The organism is Oceaniglobus sp. K40-3 (assembly GCF_055808395.1).
The window spans coordinates 1,986,638-2,011,971 of the sequence record NZ_CM147868.1; the positions used below are offsets into that span (position 1 = coordinate 1,986,638).

Genomic DNA, 25,334 nt, shown 5'->3' on the forward strand with positions numbered 1-25,334 from the left:
ATAAAGGGAAAAGATGGTGCTGTGAGAGAGGATTGAACTCTCGACCTCACCCTTACCAAGGGTGTGCTCTACCACTGAGCTACCACAGCTTTCATCGTGGCGGGTGGATAGACGCTTGGTGGCGGGGGCGCAAGGGGGATTTTTCGGGTTTTTGCGAGGAATGCTGTGCGGGTGCCTTATTCAAGGGCAAACCTGGCCTGAACATGGAGGGCAGGGCAGGTTTTGTGCGGTCTGCCGCTGTGGTGGATCGTAGAAACTGGACCAACGGACAAGGCTGGGGTAGGAACGGGCCATGGTAAAGACGAACGGCCCAGACAAGAATGCCAAACCGGCCTCGGCCCGTGAGACGCGGCTGAAGGCGGCGCTCAAGGCCAATCTGGCGCGGCGCAAGGCACAGGCGCGGGCACGTTCAGGGCAGGTAACAAAAACGGCGGACGGTGGTTCCGCCAAGGGCGAATGAAAAGGGCAGGCAGATGGATCTCGATTATTGTGCGCGGTGGCGGCGAACTTCGGGGGAAATCCCAATCGCCGGGGCAAAGAATGCCTGCCTCACCCTGATGCCGGCGACCTTGCTGAGCGATGAGCCGCTGACCCTGACCAATGCGCCGCGTCTGTCGGATATCGCGACGATGACGGCGCTTTTGCGTTCTCTTGGGGCCGAGGTAAGCAGCCTTCAGGATGGTCAGGTTCTGGTGATGTCGTCGCACAACGTGACCAACCACACCGCTGACTACGATATCGTGCGCAAGATGCGCGCCTCGATCCTGGTGCTTGGGCCCATGTTGGCGCGCGATGGTCATGCGGTGGTGTCGCTGCCCGGGGGCTGTGCCATCGGGGCGCGGCCTGTCGATCTGCATCTGCGCGGGCTAGAGGCGCTTGGGGCCGAGCTGGAGCTGCGCGACGGCTATGTTCACGCCAAGGCGCCCGGGGGCCTGAGGGGCGGGACAGTTGATTTTCCGCTGGTGTCGGTCGGTGCCACGGAAAATGTGCTGATGGCGGCCAGTTTGGCCAAGGGCACCAGCACAATCAACAACGCCGCGCGCGAACCTGAGATTGTCGATCTGGCCCAATGCCTGCGCCGCATGGGCGCGCAGATCGAGGGCGAAGGCACCAGCACGATCACCGTGCAGGGGGTTGAAAAGCTGCACGGCGCAACGCACCCGGTGGTGACTGACCGGATCGAGCTGGGCACATATATGCTGGCGCCCGCGTTCTGCGGCGGTGAGGTGGAATGCCTTGGCGGGCGGATCGAACTGGTGGGCGCGTTCTGTGAAAAGCTGGATCAGGCGGGTATTTCCGTTGAGGAAACGCCGCGCGGGTTGAAAGTGGCGCGCAAGAACGGGCGGATCAGGGCCGTGGACATCACGACCGAGCCGTTTCCCGGCTTTCCCACCGATCTTCAGGCACAGATGATGGCGCTGCTGTGTACCGCCGAAGGCACCAGCACGCTGGAAGAAAAGATTTTTGAAAACCGGTTCATGCACGCGCCCGAACTGATCCGCATGGGGGCCAATATTGATGTGCATGGCGGTACGGCCCGGGTGACAGGGGTTGAGCGTCTGAAAGGTGCGCCGGTCATGGCGACCGATCTGCGTGCATCGGTTTCGCTGATTCTGGCGGGGCTGGCGGCCGAAGGGGAAACCATGGTCAGCCGGGTGTATCACCTTGATCGCGGGTACGAACGGGTTGAGGAAAAACTGGGCGCCTGTGGCGCGCGTATCGAACGGGTGCGCGCATGAGCGGGGATGCAAGGTTCGAGGACGGTGCCGCCCGTCCTCTGCGGCTTCAGGCGCTGAGCGGCGAGGATCTGACGGTCATTTCCTCGCTGGTGCAGGATGCGGTATTCCCGATCACCGACATGCGGTTTGAACGCGCCGTGCGCCGGTTTTCCGTGTTGGTCAACCGGTTCCGCTGGGAGGACAATACCGCCAACCCCGAACGGGTGCGCGCCGTGCTGTCGTTTGACAATGTGACGGGTGTGCAAAGCAGCGGAATTGACCGGGGCGACGGCGATCAGATCCTGTCACTGCTTGCGGTCACGCTGGATGGTGACAGTGACCGGGCGATCCTGACCCTTGCGGGGGATGGGGCGATTGCCATTGATGCCTCGGCGCTTGAGGTTTCGCTCAGGGATGTGACGCAACCCTATCGTGCGGTTTCGGGCAAGACGCCCCACCACCCCGACTAAGCCGCGGGCTTGAGCCTGCTGCACTGCGGCGCTATGCCTTGCGGGAACGGAGTATTTGCCATGCCCCATATCCTGTCCACCAGCGATACCGATTTCGAATCCCGCTTTGCGGCCCTGTTGACCATGAAGCGTGAAGACAGCCCCGATGTGGATGCCACCGTGGCGGCCATCATTGCCGATGTGCGCGCCCGTGGTGACGCGGCGGTTTTGGAGCTGACGGCGAAATTCGACCGGCTGAGCCTGACGCCGGAGACGCTCGCGTTTACCAAGGCCGAAATTGATGCGGCCTGTGCCGAGGTCAGCGCCGAGGATCGCGCCGCGCTGGAACTGGCCGCCACCCGCATCCGGGCCTATCACAAACGGCAGATGCCAAAAGATGAAAGCTGGACCGATGAATCCGGCGCCACCCTTGGATGGCGCTGGACACCGGTTTCGGCAGCGGGGCTGTATGTGCCGGGCGGTCTTGCCTCTTACCCGTCGTCGGTGTTGATGAATGCGATTCCCGCCGCCGTGGCCGGGGTCGAACGCCTGGTCATCACGGCGCCCACGCCCGATGGGGTGGGCAACCCGTTGGTGTTGCTGGCGGCGCGGCTGGCCGGGGTTGAAACCGTGTACCGGGTTGGCGGGGCACAGGCGGTTGCTGCGCTGGCCTATGGCACGGAAACCATTGCACCCGTTGATAAAATCACCGGGCCGGGCAATGCCTTTGTGGCGGCGGCGAAACGGCGGGTGTTTGGCAAGGTCGGCATCGACATGATTGCCGGGCCGTCGGAAATTCTGGTGATTGCCGACGCTGACAATGACCCGGACTGGATCGCCCTTGATCTGCTGAGCCAGGCCGAACACGACGAAAGCGCCCAAAGCATCCTGATCACCACCGATCCGATTCTGGCCGAAGCGGTGGCCGAAGCGGTGGCGATGCGCCTTGAAACCCTTGAACGGCGCGCCATTGCCGGGGCATCGTGGCGCGATTTCGGGGCGATCATCACGGTTGCCGATCTGGGCGAGGCGGCGGCGCTGTGCGATCAGATCGCGCCAGAACATCTGGAACTCTGCGTCGATAACCCCGACGCCCTTGCCGCCAACATCAGCCACGCTGGCGCGATTTTCCTTGGCAAATGGACACCCGAGGCCATTGGCGATTATGTGGGCGGGCCAAACCATGTGCTGCCCACGGCCCGTTCGGCGCGGTTTTCCTCGGGGCTGTCGGTCATGGATTTCCTCAAACGCACGACCATGGCCAAAATGTCGCCCGGGGCGTTGAAATCGATCGGCCCTGCCGCGGAACGCCTGGCCAATTCAGAAAGCCTTGAGGCACACGGGCTGTCGGTGCGCGCCCGTCTGGACCGGCTGAACCGATGAGCGGGCTGGTTCAGATCGACATCGACGATACCGGCCTTGCCGCCCCCACGCCCGAGATCGAACAGGAACGCCGGGTGGCCATCTTTGATCTGCTTGAGGATAACGCCTTTGCGCTGCCCGGGATGCCGACCGCCGATCTGCACCTTCTGCTGGCGATTCGCGACCGGCGACTGGTGTTTGATCTGACCACCCCGGACAGTGAAAAAGTAACCGAATTTCACCTGTCCCTTGGCCCGTTCCGGCAGGTGGTAAAGGATTACTTTCAGATCTGCGAAAGTTATTTCGACGCGGTGAAACGGCTGCCGGCCAGTCAGATTGAAACCATCGATATGGCGCGGCGCGGCATTCACATGGAAGGCGCGCGGGTGTTGCAGGAACGGCTTGACGGTAAGGCGGACATTGACATCGACACCGCGCGGCGCCTGTTCACGCTGATCTGCGTGCTGCATTTCGGCGCCTGAGGTGGCCGGACTTCCACAGTCGGTTCTGTTTTGCTGTGATCACAATGCCGTCCGCTCGCCCATGGCCGAGGGGATGATGAAACGCTTTTATGGCAATCAGACCTATGTTCAATCGGCTGGCGTCAAGGGCGACATGGAAATCGACGGGTTTTCAATCGCCGTCTGCCGGGAACTCGGGGTCGAGCTTGAACGTCACCGCACCCGGTCTTTTGACGAAATGGAGCAATGGGGCGATGATCTTTCGGGGTTTGATCTGATCGTGGCCTTGTCGCCTGCGTCGCAGCGCCACGTTCTTGATCTTACGCGCATTTACCATCTTGAGGTCGAATACTGGCCGATTCTCGATCCGACGGGGCTGGGGCAGGGGCGTGACGACAAACTGCGGTCGTATCGCGAAGCGCGCGATCAGATAAAACTGCGAATGTTTGACCGGTTCGGCCCGGCACCCGTGAATGTTTGACCGTCGGACGGGCCTCTTTGGCCGCTGATCCGTTGGAAATGCCACAGGCGTGCCGAAACATTGGGATCTTTACAACAACTGGCACGATGAAGCCTTGAAAACCGGCGCGATTGGGCGCATCTAGTCGCTCGTCCGCACTTCTGGCGGGCACCCACATGATGGAGTGAACATGGCCAAGGAAGAACTGCTCGAATTCCCCGGTGTCGTGAAGGAACTCCTGCCGAACGCGACATTCAGGGTCGAGCTGGAAAACGGCCATGAGATCATCGCGCACACGGCAGGCAAGATGCGCAAAAACCGCATCCGTGTTCTGGCAGGCGACAAGGTACAGGTCGAAATGACCCCTTATGATCTGACCAAGGGGCGGATCAACTATCGTTTCAAGTAAGCCATGCGGCTGATTCTCGGCTCAGGCTCGCCCCGGCGGCGCGAATTGCTGGGGCAATTGGGCCTTGTGCCTGACGATATACGCGCCCCCGACATTGATGAAACACCGGGCGCTGCTGAATTGCCGCGCCCCTATTGCATTCGTATGGCCGCCGAAAAGGCGGCGGCGGTGACGCTGGCCGAGGATGAAATCCTGATTGCCGCCGATACCACCGTTGCCTTGGGCCGTCGCATTCTGGGCAAACCCGACAACGCCGGGCAGGCGGCGGAATTTCTGCATAAACTCTCGGGGCGGCGGCACCGGGTGATCACCGCCGTGGCCGTGCGCCGGGGCGAACGCCTGTGGCAACGCGACGTGGTGACGGATGTGAAAATGAAACGGCTGAGCGATGTCGAAGTGAACGGTTATCTTGCCACCGGCGATTGGCAGGGCAAGGCAGGTGGCTATGCCATTCAGGGGCCTGCGGGCGCATTTATCCCGTGGATTCAAGGGTCTTTCACCGGGGTTGTCGGGTTGCCCGTGGCCGAAACGGCGGCGCTGTTGGGCGCGGCCGGGTATCCGGTGTTTGGCCGATGAAAGGGCGCGCGGTTCTTCTTGACCGGCTGGGAGAGCGGCTGGCGGCGGCGATGATCGTTGACGGTGTGCTTGACGATCTGCTGATCGCGCCCCCCGATGGCGTGCCGGTTCCCGGCGCCATCTATCGCGCCGTGGTTGACCGCCCGATGAAAGGGCAGGGCGGGGCGATCGTGAAACTGCCCGAAGGGCGCGGATACCTGAAATCGGCCAAAGGGTTGGCACCGGGCACCACGATGCTGGTGCAGGTGACCGGCTTTGCCGAAGGGACCAAGGCCGTGCCGGTGACGGACCGGGTGCTGTTCAAAAGCCGCTATGCGATTGTTACGCCAGACGCGCCGGGCATCAATATTTCCCGCAGCATCAAAGACGACGACCGGCGCGAAGAGCTGCTTTTGATTGCTCACGAGGCAATGGGAGAGGCCGGGCGCACCGGGTTGATCCTGCGTTCAGCGGCGGCCAATGCCCCCGACGGCGCCGTGGCCGAAGACATTTTTGCCATGGGTGATCTGGCAGAGGCGATCCTTGGGGAAACCGAAGGCGCGCCCGAACTTTTGGCCGATGGTCCCGATCCGCACACCCTGGCCTGGCGCGAATGGCCCGAACCCGATCTCGATTTCCACTCGCGACGGCGGCTTTGCCGAACAGGGCGTGGATGCGATGATCGACACGTTGCACCGCGCCCATGTGCCGCTGGGCACCGGATCAATGTATATCGAACCCACCCGCGCGCTGGTGGCGGTGGATGTGAACACCGGCGCCGATACATCGCTGGCGGCGGGGCTGAAGGCGAACATCGCCTGCGTGCGCGCCCTTCCGGCGCAACTGCGCTGTCGCGGGCTGGGCGGGCAGATCACGCTTGATCTTGCTCCCATGGCGAAAAAGGAACGGCGCGGATTTGAACAAATCTTGCGCGCCGCCTTTCGCCATGATTCAGTCGAAACTATTCTGGCGGGCTGGACGCCGCTGGGCTGCTATGAATTGCAGCGCAAGCGCGACCGCCTGCCTCTCTGACGAAAGGAGCGCCGATGGCCTGCCCGATCTGTCACCGCGAAACCGACCGCAAATACCGCCCCTTCTGTTCGCGCCGCTGCGCCGATGTGGATTTGGGGAAATGGCTGAACGGGGCCTATGCCGTCCCCGCAGACGAGGACGACATGGACGACTCAGACCGCGCACCGGTGCAGCGCCCGCATTAATCCAGGGTGGCGATGATCCCGCGCAGGGTGTCGATACCCAGCCCCTTGTCTGACGAGGTGATCACGATTTCGGGAAAGGCCGCCGGGTGACGCGCCAACATGGCGCGGGTGCGGGCAAGGGATTCGTCAAGATCGCGGGCCGATGGTTTGTCGGCCTTGGTCAGCACCGCCTGAAATGTCACGGCCGATCTGTCGAGCAGAGTCATGATCTCTTCGTCCACGTCCTTGGCGCCATGACGCCCGTCGATCAGAACGAACACCCGGCGCAGGGTGGCACGGCCCGACAGGTACGATTTCATCAGCCGTTGCCATTTTTCCACCGTCTTGAGTGGCGCCTTGGCAAAGCCATAACCGGGCAGATCAACGAGATAATGGCTCTCGCCGCAGGTGAAAAAGTTGATCTCCTGCGTGCGTCCGGGGGTGTTTGAGGCACGCGCCAGCGCCTTGCGCCCGGTCAGTGCATTGATCAGGGTGGATTTTCCGACGTTGGAACGACCGGCAAAACACACCTCAAGCCGGTCGTCCGGGGGCATGCCATCCATGGCGACAACGCCTTTGACAAAATCGGTTTCACCGGCAAACAGCAGGCGCCCGGTTTCACGGGCGGTATCGTCAATCTCGGCAAGGGGGAAGGGCAGGGTGGTCATGTGGCGTGTTCCAATGCATTCAGATCGGCGCCGCGAATGGCGTTCAGGTTGCGTGAGATTTTGTCGACCGGCCAGTCCCACCAGGCGATGCGCAGCAGCGCGTCCACAATCGCCGCATCGAACCGCTGTTTCACCGCGTGGGCCGGGTTGCCCCCGACCATTGTATAGGGTGCCACGTCCCGGCTGACCACGCTGCCCGCCGCGATGATGGCCCCTGCGCCGATGGTAATGCCGGGCATCAGGGTGGCATGATCGCCGATCCAGACATCGGGACCAATCACAGTGTCGCCCTTTTGCTGCATGGTCCAGGTGGCCGGGTCAAATCCGTCTTCCCAGCCATGGGCAAAGATATTGAACGGAAAGGTTGAAAACCCGTCCATGGCATGGGTGCCGCCGTTCATGAAAATCCGTACCCCGTGGGCGATGGCACAGAACGGCCCGATGATCAGGCGATCGCCGATAAAATCATAGTGATGCAGGACGTTACGGTCGAAAAAGTCGCGCCCGCGCTCGCGGTCGTCATAATAGGTAAAGGCGCCCACATCGACATTCGCACGGCCCTGCGCCAAGGGGCGCAGAAACACCGTGCCGTCATATTGGGGCATCGGGGTAAGGGTATCTGGGTCGGGGCCGGGCATGGTGGAACCTTCGGTCTGAACGGCGAACGCCGGGCCTTATTGGCCCGGCGTCAGCGTGTCGATTGTGGTCTCGGTTACTTTCGCTTGGGCGTGTTCTGATTGGCGGGCTTTTTCTGGTCTGCCTTTTCAGCCTTGTCCGTCGATTTTTTACGCCGGAAGCTGCTCATGATATTGCCGAACACGTCGGGTTTGTAGCCCTGGCTGCGCATGATCAGATATTGCTGGGTAAACGTGATCGTGTTGTTGGTGATCCAGTACAGAACCAGCCCGCTGGCAAACCGCCCCAACATGAACATGAACACCCAGGGCATCCAGGCAAAGATCATCTTTTGGGTCGCATCGGTGGGCGCCGGGTTCAGTTTTTGCTGAAGCCACATGGAGATGCCCAGTAGGATCGGCAGAATGCCAAGGCTGAGGATGAAGAACGTCGAACCGGGTTCCGGCGTCGCATTGGGCAACAGGCCGAACAGGTTCAGGATGCTGCTGGGGTCATGGGCCGAAAGGTCGCGAATCCAGCCGATCCAGGGCGCGTGCCGCAGTTCGATGGTGACGAAAATCACTTTGTAGAGTGAAAAGAAGATCGGAATCTGCAACAGGATCGGCAGGCAGCCCGAGGCGGGGTTCACCTTGTTCTTCTTGTACAGCTCCATCATGCCCTGCTGCATCTTCTGGCGGTCGTCGCCTGCGCGCTCTTTCAGGGCTTCCATTTCGGGCTGAAGTTCCTTCATCCGGGCCATGGAAACATAGGATTTATAGGCCAGCGGAAACAGCAGCGCCTTGAGGAAGAAGGTCAGCGCGATGATCGACCACCCCATGTTGCCAATGATGGCATGCAGCCAGTGCAGCACGAAAAAGATCGGTTTGGTCAGGAAAAAGAACCAGCCCCAGTCGATCGAATCGAGAAAGCCCGGCACGTCCTCATTGTTTTGATAATTGCGGATCGTGTCCCATTCCTTGGCGCCGGCGAACAGACGGCTGGTCGATGTGCCGGTGCTGCCCGGTGCCACATCCATCGAGGCAAGGCGCGCCTCGGTCTGATAAATGTCGGCGCCGGCGTTGTATTTCACAACCGAGGTAAAGGCGCTGCCCGCCTGGGGGACCAACGAGGCCATCCAGTATTTATCGGTAAAGCCAAGCCAGCCATTTTCGTTGACCGAAATCACATCGGCATGGGCGCCCCATCGTTCATCGCTGGGTTGATCGGGCATTGCCTTGTATTTGATTTCCTGCAACTTTCCGTCCGACATCCGCACGACGCCTTCGTGCAGGATAAAGAATTTTGCCAGATCGGGGGGCATGCCCTGCCGCGAGATCGTACCATAGGGGGCGACGCGGACCGGGGCGTCGGTGGTGTTTTCGACGCTCTGGGTCACGGTGAACATGAATTTGTCATCGACCGAGATTTCACGATGAAAAATCAGGCCCTTACCATTGTCCCAGGTCAGTTGAACCGGGGTGTCAGCGGTGAGGGTGGTGCCGCCGGTTTGGGTCCAGAGTGTATTGGGGCCGGGAACATCCTCAAACCCGAGGCTGCCACCGGGCGCCCAGCCGTAGGCCGCATAATAGGGATGTTCCGAGCCGACAGGCTCCAGCAATTCGACGAGTGGCGAGTCGGGGGCAAGGGTCTCGCGGTAGGTTTTCAGAGAGAGCTTGTCGATCCGCCCGCCCAAAAGCGAAAGCGAACCTTCGAGTGTAGGGGTTTCGAGCGCGATTCTTGGGGTGTCGGCATCGGCAACCAACAGACCGCCAGGCGCCGTCGGGGCCGGGGCGGTTGTGCCGCTGTCTGGGGTCGGTGCCGCTGTCGGGGGCAAATCCCCCGTCTGGCCGGTCACCTGAACATCGGGGTCGGGTGCCTGATCCTGTGGCGGAACCAGCAGGAACCAACCCACGATCACGATAAAGCTGAGTGCCGTAGCCAGAATGAGGTTCTTGTTTTGATCGTCCATACCGGAGCGCCGCCTGTGATTTTTAGGTGAGGCCGGTTCAACAGTGACGACAGCGAAAGGTCAAGCCGTTTTGCCGTTCTGTCCCGTTTGCGGGGCGCTGCGTCGCAGGGTTTGGGCGGTATCCGGGTCTGGCGGCTGTTGCGCGCCCCGGCGCAGCGCCCAGGCGACAAGATCGGCAGCGGGCATGGGGCGTGCGATGGCATAGCCCTGCACATGATCGCAGCCCAATTGTGCAAGGGCCGAGTGTTCCCCCGGGGTTTCCACGCCTTCACCAAGGACCGCGACGCCCAGTTGTGCGGCCATGGTCAGGATTGCCGCGACCATGGCGTGCTGGTCGGGGTCGGTGTCGATGGCCGTGATCAGAGAGCGGTCGATCTTGATCCGGTTGACCGAAAATCGCCTGATACCATTGATCGAGGCGCTGCCGGTGCCAAAATCGTCGAGATCAATGCAGCAGCCCATCCGACCCAGCGCCAGAAGGTTGCAGGCGGTCATGTCATCGGGATTGGCCCCGGCGACCACATTTTCCAGCACCTCGATGCCAAAACGCGCAGGGGGCACCCCGTGCCGGTCAAGCGCCCATGTGATGCGATTCACCAGCCGTGGATCGGCCAGATCCTCGGCGCCGATGTTGATCGATACCCGGGGAATATGGAGTCCGACCTGATCCCAGGCGCTGAGATGGCCAAGCGTCTTGGTCATCATGGTTTCGGTCAACATCGTCGATAAACCCTGCGTCTGCATTTCTGCCAGAAACGCTCCTGGAGCCAGAATGCCCTCTTCGGGGTGACGCCAGCGTGCCAGGGCCTCTACCCCGGTAAGAGCGCCGGTATCGGCGCAGATTTGCGGCTGAAACCAGGGTTCGATCTCATCGTTGCTCAGGGCCTTGGCGACATCGCGTTTGCCAGATCCAAGCCGCTTTTCGTCGGGATTGCGGGTCATGACGGGATCAAAGGCGCGAGATCTCGCGCGGACCCTCGCGCCGGGCGGCCGCAAGCGCCGCTTCGGCGGCGTCCAAAAGGCCGGGCGCCCGCAGCCCGGCGGGCAAACGATCCGAGGTGCAGAACCCCGCGCTCAGGGTCAGGTGCAACCGCAGGCCATCCACCGGGATCGGGCGCGCGCCGATGCTGTGCAGCCGCATCGTGGTTTGCACGGCGGATTCCAGATTGATCCGCGTATTCGGGGGCAGGAACACCGCAAAGCGCCCATCCCCCAGACTGGCCAGTGTGTCGCTGTTGCGGATTTCGCGAAACAGCCGTTCGCCCAACTGGCGGTTGAGGTCACTGATCCCGCGCTGGCCCAGGCGCGCGGTCAAATCTTCAAACCCATCAATGGCCAGAACGATACAAAGGGAAGGCCCGGCATTTTCAGGCATATCCGTATATTCCGCGATCCGGGCACACAGAACATCGCGATCAACCGGGCGATCCAGAGGGTGCGTGGCCAGACTGCGCAAATGAAACGGCCCCGGTCGGTTGGCAGTGCCCAAAAGGAACGCACAGCCCAGAGCGAGGGAAAACATCACGCCCTGCGCGCCGCTGATTGCTGCCGAAACCCCCACCAGCCCCGCAAGGGCAAGCGCCATAAACGACAGCGACCAACCGTTGCGGCGGCATCGGATCAGGAATTTCTGCATCAGTCGGGCCATGGGCAACCGTCCTTTGTCCGTGGGTTTGGACAACAGGCTAGGGCATCGTACTGACGGGGCGGTTAACGCCATCCGCTCAGTTATCGGTGATTTTATTCAATTGTCTCGAATGAGCCGGGTTCACCGCGCATCAGACCGGCGAAATCAAACAGCTTCGGGTCCAAAAGATGGCTGGGCCGTGCGTTGGTCAGCGCCCGGAAAATCACCTGCCGCCGGCCGGGGCTGTTGGCCTCCCAGCCATCCAGCAGGGCCTTGATTTGCTGGCGTTGCAGCCCATCCTGACTGCCGCACAGGTCACAGGGGATGATCGGATAATCCATCGCCCGCGCGAATCGTTCACAATCGGCCTCGGCCACATGGGCCAGCGGGCGATAGACGAACAGATCCCCTTCCTCGTTCAACAGCTTGGGGGGCATGGTGGCCAACCGTCCGCCGTGAAACAGGTTCATGAAAAAGGTTTCCAGAATATCGTCGCGGTGATGGCCCAGCACCACGGCGCTGCATCCTTCCTCGCGGGCGATTCGGTAAAGATTGCCGCGCCGCAGCCGTGAACACAGGGCGCACATGGTTCGCCCGACCGGCACCTTATCCATGACGATGGAATAGGTATCCTGATATTCGATCCGGTGCGGCACCTGCATCCGCTCCAGAAACGCCGGGAGGACGGTGGCGGGGAAATTCGGCTGTCCCTGATCCAGATTGCAGGCGAGAATATCAACCGGCAGCAACCCGCGCCATTGCAACTCGTGCAGGATGGCCAGCAAGGTATAGCTGTCCTTGCCGCCCGACAGGCACACCAGCCATTTATCAAGTGGCGCACCTTCGGTGCGACGCGACCCCTTTTCGATCATCCCATAGGCTTCGATCGCCTCGCGGGTGTCGCGCACCAGCCGCTTGCGCAGCTTTTTGAATTCGGCGCTTTTGGGGGCGCCAAAGAACAGGGGGTGAATATCGTCGGCATCATCCAGCATGTCAGCGGATTTAGCGGTGAAGCGGGGGCTGGGCAAGGGTGTGTTGATTGACGCTGGCGCGCGATCCTTGGCATACAGTGGCCATGTCGGCGCGCAAGGCGCCCGAAGGAGGGCATGTGATGGATCTGAACCTGCTGTATGGGCGCACCGGCCTGTCAATCACGCTGCCCGAGGGGGCCAAGGGCCATGTCATCGACAAACCGCCGTTTCCGCAGGTGGCCGCGCCGCAAACCCAGATTGCCGCGGCCCTGTCAGCGCCCGTGGGGGCGGCGCCGTTTGCCGACTTGTGCGCGGGGCGAGAATCAGCCTGCATCCTGATCTGTGACATCACGCGCCCGGTGCCAAACCACCTGTTTTTGCGCCCGATGATCGAAACCATGATTGCCGGCGGAATCGCCGCCGAAAACATCACCGTTCTGATTGCCACCGGCCTGCATCGCCCCAACGAAGGGGATGAGATGGCTGAATTGGTGGGCGACCCTTGGGTTCTGGAAAATGTCAGTGTCGTCAACCACTTTGCCTTGAACGATGAAGACCATGTTGATTTGGGCACAACCAAGGGGCGCGGCGTTCCGGTGCGCATTGACCGGCGATTCGTGGAGGCCGATCTGCGCATCGCCACCGGTCTGGTAGAGCCGCATTTCATGGCCGGTTATTCCGGTGGTCGCAAGGTTGTGGCGCCGGGGGTTGCGGGGCATGAAACGATCCGCACGTTCCATTCTGCCCGTTTCATGGAAGACCCGGCAGCGCGCGAATGTAACCTTGTCGCCAACCCCCTGCACGAAGAACAGCTTGAGATCGTGCGGATGCTGGGCGAGGTCTATGCCCTGAACACCGTAATTGATGACAAACGCAATCTGGTATTCGCCAGCTTTGGCGAAATCATCGAAAGCCATCTGGCGGCGGTTGAATTCGTGCGGGAATTCACCGAAATCCCTGTTGGGCGGCGGTTTTCCACCGTGGTGACATCGGCGGCGGGGTATCCCCTGGATCAGACCTATTACCAGACGGTAAAGGGGATGGTCACGCCGCTGGACATTCTGGAACCCGGCGGCACGCTGATCGTGGTGTCCCATTGCGGCGAAGGGATCGGATCGCCTCATTTTCGCGCGGCGCAGGAACGGCTTGTGGCCCTTGGCCCCGATGCTTTTCTGAAATCGCTTTTGGCCAAAAGCCTGGCCGATGTGGATGAATGGCAGACCGAGATGCAGTTGAAACCCATGCGCGCGGGGCGGGTTTTGTTGTATTCCGGCGGCTTGCCCGACGAAGATACCACCGTGACGGGGGTAGAGCGGATCACCGATGTGACCGCCGCCATCGCCGAGGCCATCGCCCGCCACGCCAGCGCCGATGTGGCGGTGATTCCCGAAGGCCCCTATGTGGTGCCGCTGGCCCGCGCACCCATGGCCGCCGAATGAGCGGGCATATCCATATCGCGCCCCTTGGCGGGCTGTCGGGCGATATGTTCGCCAGCGCGATGCTGTCGCTGATGCCCGATGCCGAAGGCGCGTTGCGGGCCGATCTGGGCGATGCGGGGATATTGGCCCATGTGACGCTGAACATCGGGCAGGTGCGCAAAGCCGGTTTTGCGGCCAATCAGGTGACGTTCGGTCAATCCTGTGACGCGCCGCCAACCTATCACTGGCGCGATATTCGTGCGTTTTTTCAGGCCTCTGACCTGCGCGCCCCGGTCAAGGCGCGCACCATCGCCATTTTCGCCCTGCTGGCCGAGGCAGAGGCCGCCTGTCACGGGATCGAAATCGAAGACGTGCATTTTCATGAAATCGCCGATTGGGATTCGCTGGCCGATATCACCGCTGCCGCGTCGCTGATTGAAACGTCGCAAGTGTCGGGGTGGTCGGTGGGGCAGGTGCCTTTGGGGCGCGGCAACGTCAAAACCCAGCACGGCCCGATCCCCGTGCCAGCCCCCGCCACGGCCCATCTTTTGCGCGGGTTTGCGGTGATTGATGACGGTATCGCAGGTGAACGTGTGACCCCCACGGGCGCCGCGATTCTTCGGCATCTGGCGCCAGCACAGGGTGTGCCCGAGCAGGTGACATTGGCGCAAACCGGCACCGGCGCGGGGCAGCGTGATTTGGAGGGTATCGCCAACATCTGTCGGCTTTTGCGTTTTGAAACAACGGTTCAGGCCGACAGTATCGGCGAGTTGGCGTTTGAGATTGACGATATGACCCCCGAGGAAATCGTCCATGCGCTGGACCATCTGCGCGCTGTGCCGGGGGTTTTCGATGTCGGTTACGGGGTGGAATACGGCAAAAAGGGGCGGATGCGGTTTGCCCTGCGCCTTTTGGTGCGCCCCGACCGGGCCGAGGCTGTGGCGCGGGAATGTCTGGTGCAGACCACAACCCTCGGCGTGCGGATCGGACAGGCGCGGCGGGTAATTGTTGGCCGTGACGACGTGGAAATTGCCGGCCATCGCGCCAAGATTGCCCACCGCCCCGGCGGTGACACGATAAAGGTCGAGGCCGACGATCTGGCGCCTCTTGCCACCCTGACCGTGCGGCGCAAGGCGGGGCTGGCCGATGTCTGACGTGTCAAGAAGGCTCCGCGATGCCCTGATCCAACACGATAATCTGATCGTTGCAGTCAGCGGTGGTGTGGATAGCCTGACCCTTGCCAGTTTCGCCCACCGCATGGCGCCGGTGCGGGTGGCCCATGCGGTTTCACCCGCCGTTCCCCCCGAGGCGACAGCGCGGGTGCGCGAGATGGCCGTGGCGCAGGGGTGGGTGCTGCATGTCTTGAATGCCCGCGAATTTGATGACCCCGCTTATGTCGACAACCCCTTGAATCGCTGTTATTTTTGCAAAACAAACCTCTATGCCAGAATACGCGAGGCCCTGCCCGAGGGGCCGATTGCCGCGGGGACCAACACCGACGATCTGGGCGAATTCCGCCCCGGGTTGATTGCAGCGTCGGAACATGGGGTGGTGCATCCCTTTGTTAACGCAAAGATTTCCAAGGCCGAGTTGCGTGGATTAGCGGCAGAATTGGGCTTGGGGCAGGTGGCGTCATTGCCTGCACAGCCCTGTCTGGCCAGCCGGATCGAAACCGGGATTGCGATTGATGCCGCCGATCTGGCGTTCGTGCATCGGGTCGAAACCCTGTTGCGGCGCACAACCGGCGCCGGGGATGTGCGGTGCCGGTTAACCGCGCAAGGCGTTCGGTTGGAGATTGACGCCGTGCTGCCCGCTGGTGTTGAAATGGAAATCGCCGGGATCTGCCGCGCGGAAGGGTATGTTTTCCAAGGGGTTGGCCCATATCGGCGCGGCAGCGCATTTTGACGGTGCCAGCGGGATGAGCGATAATCACACGGTGTTTGACTGGGCGCGGCAGGCGCGGACCGGACTGCCAGAGGTGGTTCTGGCAGAATCGAAAACCCTTGACCAGTTGCGCGATATCATCACCGCCAATATGGACTGTGACGCCGCACTGTTGCTGACCCGCCTGACCGATGCACAGGCCGATGGAGTGGCGGATTTACCCTTGGTTCACAACCGTTTGGCCAGGACGGCGGCGCTTGCCGCGCCCTTGCCTGCGGCAGATGCCCGCCGGATCGGGATTGTCACAGCGGGCACCTCGGATTTGCCTGTGGCCCACGAGGCGGCAGAGGTGGCGCGGTTTCTGGGAATGGCCCCTGAAATTTTTGCCGATCTGGGGGTTGCCGGGCTGTGGCGGCTGCTGGAACGGGCCGGGGAATTGAACGAATTTGATCTGCTGATCGCCGTGGCCGGAATGGAAGGTGCTTTGTTTTCAGTGCTTTCCGGCCTAGTCCGCCCCCCGGTGATCGCCGTGCCAACCTCGGTTGGCTATGGTGTGGCACAGGGCGGGCGGGCGGCGTTGAGCTCGGCCCTTGCCAGTTGCGCGCCGGGGTTGGTGACGGTGAATATCGACAACGGGTTCGGCGCGGCCATGGCGGCGGCGCGGCTGTTGCGGGTGCATGGATAGCGCCGAAACCGCGCCGCGTTAATCCGGGACGTTATCAATGCCACTGCCGCCCCATGGGTTGCAGCGGCCAATCCGGCGCAAGGCCAGCCAGCCACCGCGCAACCCGCCATGTTTGCGCAATGCCTCAAGCGCATAGGCCGAACAGGTGGGATGATAGCGACAGTTGTGACCGACCCATGGGCTGAACACCGCGCGATAGGCCAGAACAGGTAAAGATAGAAGGCGGGCGAGGGGCGTCATTTGTGAAGATGGGCAAGAGCGGCAATCAGATCGGTCTTTAGCCGCTCGAACGGATGGGCGGCGGTCGCATCGCGGCGCCCGATCAAAACATAATCCCAGCCATCGCGCCCGTGAGTGGGCAGGATGGCGCGGGCAATTTCGCGCAGCCGCCGTTTGGCGCGGTTGCGGGCCACGGCATTGCCGACCTTTTTGGAACAGGTGAACCCCACGCGAATGCCTTCGGCCTCGTCCGGCCTGCGCTGGCGCGCCTGAAGCACGAGATCCGGTTGTGGGCTTATACCCGGCCCGGGAGGCGCGCAGAAAATCGGCGCGTTTGCTCAGGGTTGTCAGCGCCATCTTGGCGGGCAGGCGCGACAAAGCCGCCGGTGGCACGTCCATCGGCGGCGTTCTCGTTTCCATCACCGGCGCGCTTATGCGCTCAGGGATTTCCGGCCCTGCGCGCGGCGGGCATTGATGATCTTGCGACCAGCCTTGGTGGCCATGCGGGCGCGGAAACCGTGGCGCCGCTTGCGAACCAGGTTCGAAGGTTGAAATGTGCGTTTCATCGGCGTCTCTCCGTCCGTCCTATGCGGCCCGCACCCTTTGTGGATTCGTAAACCGCGTATCATGCGAAGCCCGGTCATTACGGCGCAAAGCGCACCAAGTCAACGGGTGCGGCGGGGTGAAATGGCCGGGTTTGCCGAAAATTCTGCAACATTGGCGCTGCAATTGTTACAGAAATTCGTGAACACCGCAAAATTCCGGGATTTTCATCAACCGCCCGTGAGCGGGCTATCTCTGGGCGCTGCAACACCGCATGTAAAGTGGAACAGGCCAACGACCGACGCAGGGAAAGATGTGATGAATGGAACCGAAACCGACAATGGCGCAGGATCGACCTGGGGGCGCCGACTGCCGTTGATTGCCATTGGGGTGATCGCCGTTATCGGTGCGTTTACCCTTCGTGATTATCTGTCGTTTGATACGCTTGCGGAAAATCGCGAGCGGCTGATCGCCTTTCGTGATGCCAATTACGGGCTGACCGTGGCGGCGTTTATCGCCGCCTATGTGGTGATCGTGGCGTTTTCCCTGCCCGGGGCAACCATCGCCACCCTGACCGGTGGGTTCCTGTTCGCCACCTTTCCCGGTGCGTTGTTCAACATGACGGGGGCCACCCTGGGTGCCATCGCGATTTTCCTTGCCGCGCGCTGGGGCCTGGGGGAACGGTTGGCCGCCAGAATGGAAAGCGGGCAAGGGGTGGTAAAAAAGATCAAGGATGGGATCGACGAAAATCAATGGTCGATGTTGTTTCTGATCCGGCTGGTGCCTGCGGTGCCGTTCTTTGTGGCCAATCTGGTGCCGGCACTGGTGGGTGTTCCGCTTTTCCGGTTCGCGGTCAGCACCTTTGTGGGAATCATCCCAGGCGCGGTGGTGTTCACTTCGGTCGGGGCCGGGCTGGGCGCGGTGTTTGCCCGGGGCGAAACGCCCGACCTTGGGATTATCTTTGAACCACACATCCTGTTGCCCATTCTGGGGCTGTGCGTGTTGGCGGCACTGCCCATCGTATTAAAGGCCGTGCGCGGCAAGAAAGGGGTTTGAAATGAAGCGGATCAAGACAGATATTTGTGTGATCGGCGCCGGGTCGGGCGGGCTTTCGGTGGCGGCGGGGGCGGTTCAGATGGGCGCGCGCGTGGTTCTGTTGGAAGGCCACAAGATGGGGGGCGACTGCCTGAATTATGGCTGTGTTCCGTCCAAGGCATTGATTGCGGCCGCAAAACACGCCCACGCCATGGGAACCGGCGCGCCGTTTGGTGCGGCCCCTGTGGAACCGGACGTGAATTTCGCCAAGGCCAAGGATCATGTGGCAGGCGTGATCGCCCAGATCGCACCGGTGGACAGTCAGGACCGGTTCGAAGGGCTGGGATGCACCGTGATCCGTGAATTTGGGCGGTTCATTTCCCCCACCGAGGTGCAGGCTGGCGAGACGGTGATCGAGGCGCGCCGCTTTGTGATCGCCACGGGATCGTCGCCTTTCGTGCCACCGATTCCGGGGCAGAAGACACGCCGCATTACACCAACGAAACGATTTTCGATCTGCGCGAACGGCCCCGCCATCTGATCGTGATCGGCGGCGGGCCGATTGGCATGGAGATGGCGCAGGCGCACCGCCGTCTGGGGTGTGAGGTGACAGTGATCGAAGGCGCCAAAGCCATGGGCAAGGATGACCCGGAACTGGCCGCCGTGGTTCTGGATAACCTGCGCGCCGAAGGGATTACGATTGTTGAGGGCCAGCAGGCGCAGAAGATCAGCGGCAGTGACGGTGCGATTACGGTGAAAACCGACGGTGGCCGTTATGAAGGCAGCCATCTGTTGATGGCGGTCGGGCGCAAGGCGAATATCGACAGCCTCGATCTGGCCCGGGGTAATGTTGCCCATGACCGGGCGGTGACGGTCGATGACCGGCTGCGCTCGGTCAGCAACCGGCGGGTTTATGCGGTGGGCGATTGCGCGGGGGGCTGCAATTTACCCATGTGGCCGGGTATCACGCGGGGATCGTCGTGCGGTCCTGCGTGCTGGGCCTGTGGTGGACCAAGGCCAGCACGCGCCATATTCCATGGGCCACCTATACCGACCCGGAACTGGCCCATGTGGGCCTGAGCGAGGCGCAGGCGCGCGAGGAACATGGCGCCAATGTCGAGGTTGTGCGCTTTCCTTACGCCGAAAATGATCGCGCCATTGCCGAGGGCAAAACGGCAGGCCTGATCAAGGTTCTGGTGGTGCGGGGCCGCCCGGTGGGGGCCGGCATTGCGGGCGCCCACGCGGGCGAGTTGATCGGGATGTGGGCCATGGCAATCGCCAACAGGCAAAAGATGAGCGCGATCGCCGCCACTGTTCTGCCCTATCCGACGCTGGGGGAAATCAACAAGCGGGCGGCGGGGGCCTATTTCTCACCGAAATTGTTTGATAACCCGACTCTCAAAACGATGGTTGGTCTGGTGCAAAAGTACCTGCCATAAGGGTAGGGTGGTCAAGGAGGGCGCGGCGTGATGAATTCGCTTTCAGGTCGGTTCCTGATCCTGACGACCGTGTTTGTCATGCTGGCCGAGGTTCTGATCTTTGTGCCCTCGGTGGCGCGGTTCCGCGAAGATTATCTGCTGTCGCGACTGGAGCGGGCGCAGATCGCCTCGCTTGCGCTTCTGGCCAACGGCATGATCGACGACAAGCTTGAAGCCGAACTGTTGGAAAATGCCGAGGTTCTGAACGTGGTGCTGTTGCGCGATTCGGTGCGCCAGCTTGTGCTGTCCTCGCCCATGCCTTCGCCGATTCAGGCGACATATGATCTGCGCGATCCGTCGGTCTGGGCGTTGATCCGGGATGCGGTCGTGGCGGTCGCGACGCCGCAAAACCATGTGATCCGGGTGATCGGCAATCCGGTGCGCAATGCCGGTATCCAGATTGAAATTACGCTGCCCACCCACCCCCTGCGCGCCGCGATGCTGGAATACGGGTTGCGTATTCTGGCGTTGTCGGCGGTGATTTCAATCTTTACCGCGTTTTTGCTGTTTCTGGCCGTGCGTCGGTTTCTGGTGGTGCCGATCAAGGGCGTGGTGCGCGCCATGAGCAGCTATGCCGCCGCCCCCGAGGATGCACGCCGGATCATCACCCCGAGCGCCGGGGTGCGCGAACTGCGCGAGGCGGAAGAGGCGCTGCAAACCATGCAGACCCATGTGACAGGCGCCCTGCGCCAGAAAGACCGGCTGGCGCAACTGGGCAGCGCCGTCGCCAAGGTAAGCCACGATCTGCGCAACATCCTGACCACGGCGCAATTGTTCACCGACCGGCTGGAAAACAGCGCCGACCCCACGGTGCAACGCATGGCGCCCAAGCTGGTGAATTCAATCACCCGCGCCGTGAACCTGTGCGAATCCACCCTGGCCTTTGGCAAGGCGAAGCGAGTCCGCCCCCGCCTTGGCGCGGATCGAACTGGCACCGATCATCAACGATGTGGTGGACGGCGAACGGCTGGCCTGTGGCGACCATGACATCAGTTTTGCCGAAGATGTGCCTATGGGCCTGTGGGTGCGCGCGGACGGCGAACAGCTCTACCGGGTGCTGGGAAATCTGATCCGCAACGCCCGGCAGGCCATCATGGTAAGCGGCAAGCCGGGCGAAATTTTCATCCACGCCGAAGACACCGAAACCGATTGGCGCGTCACGGTGCGCGATACCGGCCCCGGCCTGCCCGCCCAGGCGCGCGACCACCTGTTCACCGCGTTTCAGGGCGGCGCGCGCAAGGGCGGCACCGGGCTGGGCCTGACCATCGCGGCAGAGCTGGTCCGGGGGCACGGGGGCAGGCTGGATCTGATCGAAACGGGCGCAGACGGAACGGAATTCATGCTGGTTTTACCAAAGACCGTGGTTTCGCTGGACGACACCCGGGATTGATTTCGATCAAAGGCAAGAAACCTCGCAAAACCCCCTTGCACTCGGCGCGCCCGCCAGCTACATCCGCCCCACTCGCGCGCTGGTAGCTCAGTTGGATAGAGTACTTGACTACGAATCAAGGGGTCGGGGGTTCGAATCCTCCCCAGCGCGCCAATTCACCATGCTATCGGTTGAAATCATTCAGCTGTTTTGCACTTTGGCGCGGCATGTTTTGCACCTTCGTGTTCGGCACCCGTTCCCATGACCGCCCTGCGGCGGTCGGCGCGAAGGGTGTAATGCTCAATTTCCTTAAGCGATTTGTGGCCCGTCCAGGCGCCGATCTGGTGGGTTGTGCCACCGGCACCGGCCAGCAATACCGCACGCGATTTTCGCAGCCCGTGCGCACTTTTCTCGATATCAGCGTCGCGCGCGGCTGTGCGGATCATGGTTCCCAGCGCCTTGGAAGATCGTGTCTGCCCGCCAGCGGTGGCCAGGAACGTCATGTGCCGGGACGGTGAGGCCGCAAGCGCCGCGTGAAGGTGCGCCCGATCCTGCTCCATACGGGAATTGAGTGAGAGCCGCACCGGGGCCGCCCGTCACGACGAAGAAATGGTCGCTCATGAGCCATTCCCGGGTTGGACAGGGAGAGGGCTGCGCAGCGATCAACACGCAATGGGCGTGGATCGAGGCAGCATGGATTTTCGTAGGGAAAACAGCAGCCGTCAGCGCGGCGGAGGCAAATCCTCTGACGATAAAGGCAGAGCCATCTGGTACTTGTCAAACGGTGATTTGGTGGAGCCTAGCGGGATCGAACCGCTGACCTCCTGCATGCCATGCAGGCGCTCTCCCAGCTGAGCTAAGGCCCCATATGCAACCGGCTGGATCAGGTTGCATGGGCGGTCTAGGGGATGAAGCGGGGCAGTTCAAGCGAAAAAAACACGCCCCGCGTCATCTCTTGATTTTATGTGTCAGTCGTCGTCGTTTACGGTCACATCGGCGATGTCGTCCAGCGACACGTCGTCGTCGTCGTCGTCGTCTTCCAGCACGTCGTCGCCCAGATCGGCATCGTTGTCGTCATCATCGTCCAGAACGACATCCTCGTCGTCGTTCACGTCGTCCTTGGTGCTTTCCTTGTCGGCCTTGTCGGCCAGCATGGTGCGCGACCCCTTGCCGGTGTCCAGAACGACGGCTTCGCCGGTATAGGGGCTGATCACGGGCGATTTCCCGAGGTCATAAAACCGTTTGCCAGTGGTCGGGCACACCCGTTTGGTGCCCCATTCTTCCTTGGGCATGAGAGACCCTTTCCTAGGTGATCGATGGTCAAAATCCGCTGTCCCATGCCACAGGCGCGGGCCTGTGTCAAAGGTCGCTTTTGCACTGGCCCGCGCAGGGGGCGCGCGATAGGATGGCCTGCGGTCAAGCAACGGAGACAACAGATATGGCGCAGGCGGTGCTGCCCGGCAATCCCCCGATCGATATCACGTTGCGACGGTCGCCGCGGGCGCGGCGCATTTCCCTGCGGGTGTCGGGGCTGGATGGCAAGGTGACCCTGACCCTGCCGCGCCGGGGAACCGAGGCCGAGGCATTGGGATTCGCCCGCGACAAGGAAGAGTGGATTCGCCATCAACTGGCCCGCCACCCCGAGGGGGCATTGGTTGCGCCGGGGGTTGTTCTGCCCCTGCTGGGGCAGGAACGGCGGGTCGAACAGGGCGCTGTGCGTGCGCCGCGTCTGGATGGGGCGCGGCTGCTGGTGCCTCTGCGGGGCGTGGTGGGGGCCAGCGCCGAGGCGTTGGTCAAGGCGCTGGCACGCGATGCCCTGGTGGCGGCGTCAGACAGGTATTCGGCGGCTTTGGGGCGGCCCTATGGGCGGCTGACTCTGCGCGATACGCGCAGCCGCTGGGGGTCGTGTTCATCTGCCGGTGATCTGATGTTTTCCTGGCGTCTTGCACTGGCACCGCGCGAGGTGCTGGAATATGTCGCGGCCCATGAAGTGGCCCATCTGGAGCGGATGGACCATTCGCCCGCTTTCTGGGCCGTGGTTGCCAATCTGATGCCGGGTTTTGCCGCGCCGCGCGCCTGGCTGCGCCGGGAGGGGGCCAGCCTGCACCGTTGGAAGTTTCGTCCATGACCCCGCTGGTGCGCAACCGTGACCCGCTCAGCGCGGCCCATGACCGGGTGTACCGCAGTCTGCGGGCGCAGATCATGCACGGGGAAATCGCGCCGGGGGTGGCGCTGACCCTGCGGGGGATTGGCCGGCAGTTCGATGTGTCGATGACCCCGGCCCGCGAGGCGGTGCGCCGTCTGGTGGCCGAAGGTGCGCTGACCCTGTCGTCATCGGGGCGGGTGTCCACACCGGAGCTGAGCAATGAACGAGATCGAAGAATTGGGCGCGCTCAGGGCGCTGATCGAGGTTGAGCTGGCCTCGCGCGCCTTGCCCCGGGCGCATATCGCGCTGATCGACCGGTTGCAGGTGATCAACGGATCGATGGCCGAGGTGATCGCCCGTCACGATGCCGTGGGCTATATCCGCACCAACCTTGAGTTTCACCGCACCCTGTATCTGCGCGCTCAGGCGCCCGCGATGCTGGCCATGTGCGAAACGGTCTGGTTGCAACTGGGGCCGACCATGCGCAAGCTTTACGGCCGGTTGCGCCGCACCGAGGTGCCGTCGGGGCACCGGATGATCGTCGCCGCCCTGCGCGCAGGGGATGAGCCGGGATTGCGGCTGGCGGTGCGTACCGATGTCACCCAAGGGTTGCGGCTTTTGCTGGCGTGATGCGGGGCCTTGCCGGCCCCCCCGGTGTTCTGGGTCAGCTGTGGATCGCGCCGTCACCACAGGCGAGGGCGGCTTCGCGCACCGCTTCGCTGTAGGTGGGGTGGGCGTGGCAGGTAAGGGCCAGATCCTGCGCGCTGGCGCCAAATTCCATGGCGACGCAGACCTCGTGAATCAGATCGCCCGCCATGGGGCCGATGATATGGGCACCAAGAATGCGGTCGCTGTCCTTGTCGGCCAGCAGTTTGACAAAGCCTTCACCGGCAAAATTCGCCTTGGCGCGTCCGTTGCCCATGAAGGAAAACTTGCCAACCTTAAAGGCGCGACCCGCCTCTTTCAACTGGTCTTCGGTGGCGCCGACTGTGGCGACTTCGGGATGGGTGTAAATCACACCCGGGATCACGCCATAGTTCACATGCCCTTGTTTTCCGGAGATAACTTCGGCCACGGCCATGCCTTCATCTTCGGCTTTATGGGCCAGCATCGGGCCTTCAATGGCGTCACCGATGGCATAGATGCCCGTCACGTTGGTGGCCCAATGGGCATCGGTTTCGATCTGGCCACGTTTGGTGGTGGCGATGTTCAGCGCCTCAAGCCCAAGGCCATCGGTGAAGGGTTTGCGGCCGGTGGCAAGCAACACAATATCGGAATCCAGCGTGTGTTCGCTGTCGTCCTTGCGCAATTTATAGGTGGTTTTGGCCTTGGATTTGGTCGCGGTCACACCCTGAACGGCGGCGCCCATGACGAACTTGATGCCTTGTTTTTCCAGCAGCCTTTTGAACTGCTTTTGCACTTCGCCGTCCATGCCGGGGGTGATGGCGTCAAGGTATTCCACCACGGTCACCTCGGTGCCCAGGCGGCTGTAAACGCTGCCCATTTCCAGCCCGATCACGCCCGCGCCGATCACGGTCAGGGTTTTCGGAATCTTCTTCAACGCCAGCGCGCCGGTGGAGGAAACGACGATTTTTTCGTCCACCTCGACGCCGGGCAGGCTGGCCACCTCAGACCCCGAGGCAATGACGATATTTTTCGCCTCATGCACCTCGTCGCCGACCTTGACCTTGCCCGCTTCGGGGATGCTGGCCCAACCCTTGATCCAGTCTATCTTGTTCTTCTTGAACAGGAATTCGATGCCCTTGGTGTTTTGGGCAATGGTATCTTCCTTATAGCTTTGCATTTGCGCCCAATCCACCGAAGGCGATTTGCCCTTCAACCCCATGGCGGCGAAATTATGCTCTGCCTCGTGCAGCATATGGGTGGCATGGAGCAGCGCCTTGGAGGGAATACAGCCGACGTTCAGGCAGGTGCCGCCAAGGGTTTCACGCCCCTCGACGCAAGCGGTTTTCAGGCCCAGTTGGGCGCAGCGGATGGCGCAGACATACCCGCCGGGGCCGGAGCCGATTACGATGACGTCATAAGTGGACATGGGTGTTCCTTCCGTTTGGCGGGGAGGGGGCTTTGCCCCCGGCC

26 protein-coding genes, 3 tRNA genes and 5 pseudogenes are annotated in these 25,334 nt (G+C 62.1%); 20 read left to right on the plus strand and 14 right to left on the minus strand.

What is annotated here, in order from left to right; genetic code table 11:
• Positions 1-14 precede the first annotated feature (14 nt).
• A tRNA-Thr gene (locus AC0L7P_RS10250) sits at positions 15-89 on the minus strand.
• Between the two features lie 203 nt (positions 90-292).
• Here AC0L7P_RS10250 and AC0L7P_RS10255 point away from each other — a divergent pair.
• From AC0L7P_RS10255 to AC0L7P_RS10300, 10 genes and pseudogenes are all read left to right on the plus strand, one after another.
• Positions 293-460, plus strand: coding sequence for a hypothetical protein (locus tag AC0L7P_RS10255; protein ID WP_473432715.1), 168 nt, complete (start codon positions 293-295; stop codon positions 458-460).
• Positions 457-1,739: pseudogene (gene murA / locus AC0L7P_RS10260) on the plus strand (UDP-N-acetylglucosamine 1-carboxyvinyltransferase). The gene AC0L7P_RS10255 and the pseudogene murA overlap by 4 nt, the downstream one beginning before the upstream one ends.
• The gene (locus tag AC0L7P_RS10265) at positions 1,736-2,188 is read left to right on the plus strand and encodes a DUF2948 family protein (protein ID WP_473432716.1); all 453 of its coding nucleotides are present in this window, start codon (positions 1,736-1,738) and stop codon (positions 2,186-2,188) included. The pseudogene murA and the gene AC0L7P_RS10265 overlap by 4 nt, the downstream one beginning before the upstream one ends.
• Before the next feature lie 60 nt (positions 2,189-2,248).
• On the plus strand, positions 2,249-3,550 hold the full coding sequence (gene hisD / locus AC0L7P_RS10270) for a histidinol dehydrogenase (RefSeq protein WP_473432717.1): 1,302 nt from the start codon (positions 2,249-2,251) through the stop codon (positions 3,548-3,550).
• Positions 3,547-4,011 (plus strand): UPF0262 family protein, encoded by a 465-nt coding sequence (locus AC0L7P_RS10275; RefSeq protein ID WP_473432718.1) that lies wholly within the window; start codon positions 3,547-3,549, stop codon positions 4,009-4,011. The genes hisD and AC0L7P_RS10275 overlap by 4 nt, the downstream gene beginning before the upstream one ends.
• 1 nt (position 4,012) lies before the next feature.
• Positions 4,013-4,471, plus strand: coding sequence for an arsenate-mycothiol transferase ArsC (locus AC0L7P_RS10280; protein ID WP_473432719.1), 459 nt, complete (start codon positions 4,013-4,015; stop codon positions 4,469-4,471).
• A 169-nt stretch (positions 4,472-4,640) separates the two neighbouring features.
• Positions 4,641-4,859, plus strand: coding sequence for a translation initiation factor IF-1 (gene infA, locus AC0L7P_RS10285; protein ID WP_007205486.1), 219 nt, complete (start codon positions 4,641-4,643; stop codon positions 4,857-4,859).
• Between the two features lie 3 nt (positions 4,860-4,862).
• Positions 4,863-5,435: a Maf family protein gene (locus AC0L7P_RS10290; protein ID WP_473432720.1), complete on the plus strand. Its 573-nt coding sequence runs from the start codon at positions 4,863-4,865 to the stop codon at positions 5,433-5,435.
• Positions 5,432-6,446 (plus strand): annotated as a pseudogene (locus tag AC0L7P_RS10295) (ribonuclease E/G). Before AC0L7P_RS10290 ends, AC0L7P_RS10295 begins: the two are co-directional and overlap by 4 nt.
• A 14-nt stretch (positions 6,447-6,460) precedes the next feature.
• Positions 6,461-6,631, plus strand: coding sequence for a DNA gyrase inhibitor YacG (locus tag AC0L7P_RS10300; protein WP_473432721.1), 171 nt, complete (start codon positions 6,461-6,463; stop codon positions 6,629-6,631).
• Here AC0L7P_RS10300 and yihA read toward each other — a convergent pair.
• From yihA to ttcA, 6 genes are all read right to left on the minus strand, one after another.
• The gene (gene yihA / locus AC0L7P_RS10305) at positions 6,628-7,278 is read right to left on the minus strand and encodes a ribosome biogenesis GTP-binding protein YihA/YsxC (RefSeq protein ID WP_473432722.1); all 651 of its coding nucleotides are present in this window, start codon (positions 7,276-7,278) and stop codon (positions 6,628-6,630) included. The two genes, AC0L7P_RS10300 and yihA, sit on opposite strands and share 4 nt — an antisense overlap.
• Positions 7,275-7,916: a CatB-related O-acetyltransferase gene (locus AC0L7P_RS10310; protein WP_473432723.1), complete on the minus strand. Its 642-nt coding sequence runs from the start codon at positions 7,914-7,916 to the stop codon at positions 7,275-7,277. Before AC0L7P_RS10310 ends, yihA begins: the two co-directional genes overlap by 4 nt.
• 74 nt (positions 7,917-7,990) lie before the next feature.
• A complete protein-coding gene (gene yidC, locus AC0L7P_RS10315; RefSeq protein ID WP_473432724.1) occupies positions 7,991-9,862 on the minus strand; it encodes a membrane protein insertase YidC in 1,872 nt (623 codons plus the stop codon).
• Positions 9,863-9,922: 60 nt separating this feature from the next.
• Positions 9,923-10,804, minus strand: a complete 882-nt coding sequence (locus AC0L7P_RS10320) for an EAL domain-containing protein (protein WP_473432725.1) — start codon at positions 10,802-10,804, stop codon at positions 9,923-9,925.
• A 7-nt stretch (positions 10,805-10,811) separates the two neighbouring features.
• Positions 10,812-11,510 carry a GGDEF domain-containing protein gene (locus tag AC0L7P_RS10325; protein ID WP_473432726.1) on the minus strand — a complete coding sequence of 233 codons (699 nt, stop codon included), beginning with the start codon at positions 11,508-11,510 and terminating at the stop codon, positions 10,812-10,814.
• A gap of 92 nt (positions 11,511-11,602) precedes the next feature.
• Complete coding sequence (gene ttcA / locus AC0L7P_RS10330; protein ID WP_473432727.1) at positions 11,603-12,481, minus strand: tRNA 2-thiocytidine(32) synthetase TtcA; 879 nt, start codon at positions 12,479-12,481, stop codon at positions 11,603-11,605.
• 47 nt (positions 12,482-12,528) lie between these two features.
• Here ttcA and AC0L7P_RS10335 point away from each other — a divergent pair, with 47 nt between their 5' ends.
• The 4 genes from AC0L7P_RS10335 to larB are packed head-to-tail and all read left to right on the plus strand — an operon-like array spanning position 12,529 to position 16,447.
• A complete protein-coding gene (locus AC0L7P_RS10335; protein WP_473432728.1) occupies positions 12,529-13,899 on the plus strand; it encodes a nickel-dependent lactate racemase family protein in 1,371 nt (456 codons plus the stop codon).
• On the plus strand, positions 13,896-15,032 hold the full coding sequence (larC, locus tag AC0L7P_RS10340) for a nickel pincer cofactor biosynthesis protein LarC (protein ID WP_473432729.1): 1,137 nt from the start codon (positions 13,896-13,898) through the stop codon (positions 15,030-15,032). Before AC0L7P_RS10335 ends, larC begins: the two co-directional genes overlap by 4 nt.
• Positions 15,025-15,783, plus strand: a complete 759-nt coding sequence (gene larE, locus AC0L7P_RS10345; RefSeq protein ID WP_473432730.1) for an ATP-dependent sacrificial sulfur transferase LarE — start codon at positions 15,025-15,027, stop codon at positions 15,781-15,783. Before larC ends, larE begins: the two co-directional genes overlap by 8 nt.
• Positions 15,784-15,796: 13 nt before the next feature.
• On the plus strand, positions 15,797-16,447 hold the full coding sequence (gene larB, locus AC0L7P_RS10350; protein WP_473432731.1) for a nickel pincer cofactor biosynthesis protein LarB: 651 nt from the start codon (positions 15,797-15,799) through the stop codon (positions 16,445-16,447).
• An 18-nt stretch (positions 16,448-16,465) separates the two neighbouring features.
• Here the strand turns inward: larB and yidD are convergent, their stop codons facing one another.
• The 3 genes from yidD to rpmH all read right to left on the minus strand — a co-directional run bounded on the left by yidD (position 16,466) and on the right by rpmH (position 17,232).
• The gene (gene yidD, locus AC0L7P_RS10355; RefSeq protein ID WP_473432732.1) at positions 16,466-16,687 is read right to left on the minus strand and encodes a membrane protein insertion efficiency factor YidD; all 222 of its coding nucleotides are present in this window, start codon (positions 16,685-16,687) and stop codon (positions 16,466-16,468) included.
• Positions 16,684-16,944 carry a ribonuclease P protein component gene (rnpA, locus tag AC0L7P_RS10360; RefSeq protein WP_473432733.1) on the minus strand — a complete coding sequence of 87 codons (261 nt, stop codon included), beginning with the start codon at positions 16,942-16,944 and terminating at the stop codon, positions 16,684-16,686. Before rnpA ends, yidD begins: the two co-directional genes overlap by 4 nt.
• A 153-nt stretch (positions 16,945-17,097) precedes the next feature.
• Positions 17,098-17,232 (minus strand): 50S ribosomal protein L34, encoded by a 135-nt coding sequence (gene rpmH / locus AC0L7P_RS10365; RefSeq protein ID WP_007118882.1) that lies wholly within the window; start codon positions 17,230-17,232, stop codon positions 17,098-17,100.
• A gap of 295 nt (positions 17,233-17,527) precedes the next feature.
• Here rpmH and AC0L7P_RS10370 point away from each other — a divergent pair, with 295 nt between their 5' ends.
• The 4 genes and pseudogenes from AC0L7P_RS10370 (at position 17,528) to AC0L7P_RS10385 (ending at position 21,265) form a co-directional block, all read left to right on the plus strand.
• Positions 17,528-18,265 (plus strand): TVP38/TMEM64 family protein, encoded by a 738-nt coding sequence (locus tag AC0L7P_RS10370; RefSeq protein ID WP_473432734.1) that lies wholly within the window; start codon positions 17,528-17,530, stop codon positions 18,263-18,265.
• A gap of 1 nt (position 18,266) precedes the next feature.
• Positions 18,267-19,683 (plus strand): annotated as a pseudogene (locus AC0L7P_RS10375) (dihydrolipoyl dehydrogenase family protein).
• A 27-nt stretch (positions 19,684-19,710) separates the two neighbouring features.
• A pseudogene (locus tag AC0L7P_RS10380) lies at positions 19,711-21,112 on the plus strand (sensor histidine kinase).
• A 76-nt stretch (positions 21,113-21,188) separates the two neighbouring features.
• Positions 21,189-21,265, plus strand: a tRNA-Arg gene (locus AC0L7P_RS10385).
• A 23-nt stretch (positions 21,266-21,288) separates the two neighbouring features.
• Here AC0L7P_RS10385 and AC0L7P_RS10390 read toward each other — a convergent pair.
• From AC0L7P_RS10390 to AC0L7P_RS10400, 3 genes are all read right to left on the minus strand, one after another.
• Complete coding sequence (locus tag AC0L7P_RS10390; RefSeq protein WP_473435436.1) at positions 21,289-21,651, minus strand: tyrosine-type recombinase/integrase; 363 nt, start codon at positions 21,649-21,651, stop codon at positions 21,289-21,291.
• A gap of 230 nt (positions 21,652-21,881) precedes the next feature.
• A tRNA-Ala gene (locus AC0L7P_RS10395) sits at positions 21,882-21,957 on the minus strand.
• 102 nt (positions 21,958-22,059) lie between these two features.
• Complete coding sequence (locus AC0L7P_RS10400) at positions 22,060-22,383, minus strand: TIGR02300 family protein (protein WP_473432735.1); 324 nt, start codon at positions 22,381-22,383, stop codon at positions 22,060-22,062.
• 146 nt (positions 22,384-22,529) lie between these two features.
• Between AC0L7P_RS10400 and AC0L7P_RS10405 the strand changes: the two genes are divergently transcribed.
• A complete protein-coding gene (locus AC0L7P_RS10405) occupies positions 22,530-23,219 on the plus strand; it encodes a M48 family metallopeptidase (RefSeq protein WP_473432736.1) in 690 nt (229 codons plus the stop codon).
• A pseudogene (locus tag AC0L7P_RS10410) lies at positions 23,216-23,867 on the plus strand (GntR family transcriptional regulator). Before AC0L7P_RS10405 ends, AC0L7P_RS10410 begins: the two are co-directional and overlap by 4 nt.
• Positions 23,868-23,901: 34 nt before the next feature.
• On the opposite strand, the gene lpdA reads toward AC0L7P_RS10410, so the two are convergent.
• Entirely contained in the window at positions 23,902-25,290 is a 1,389-nt protein-coding gene (gene lpdA / locus AC0L7P_RS10415) for a dihydrolipoyl dehydrogenase (RefSeq protein WP_473432737.1), read from the minus strand.
• Between the last annotated feature and the right edge of the window lie 44 nt (positions 25,291-25,334).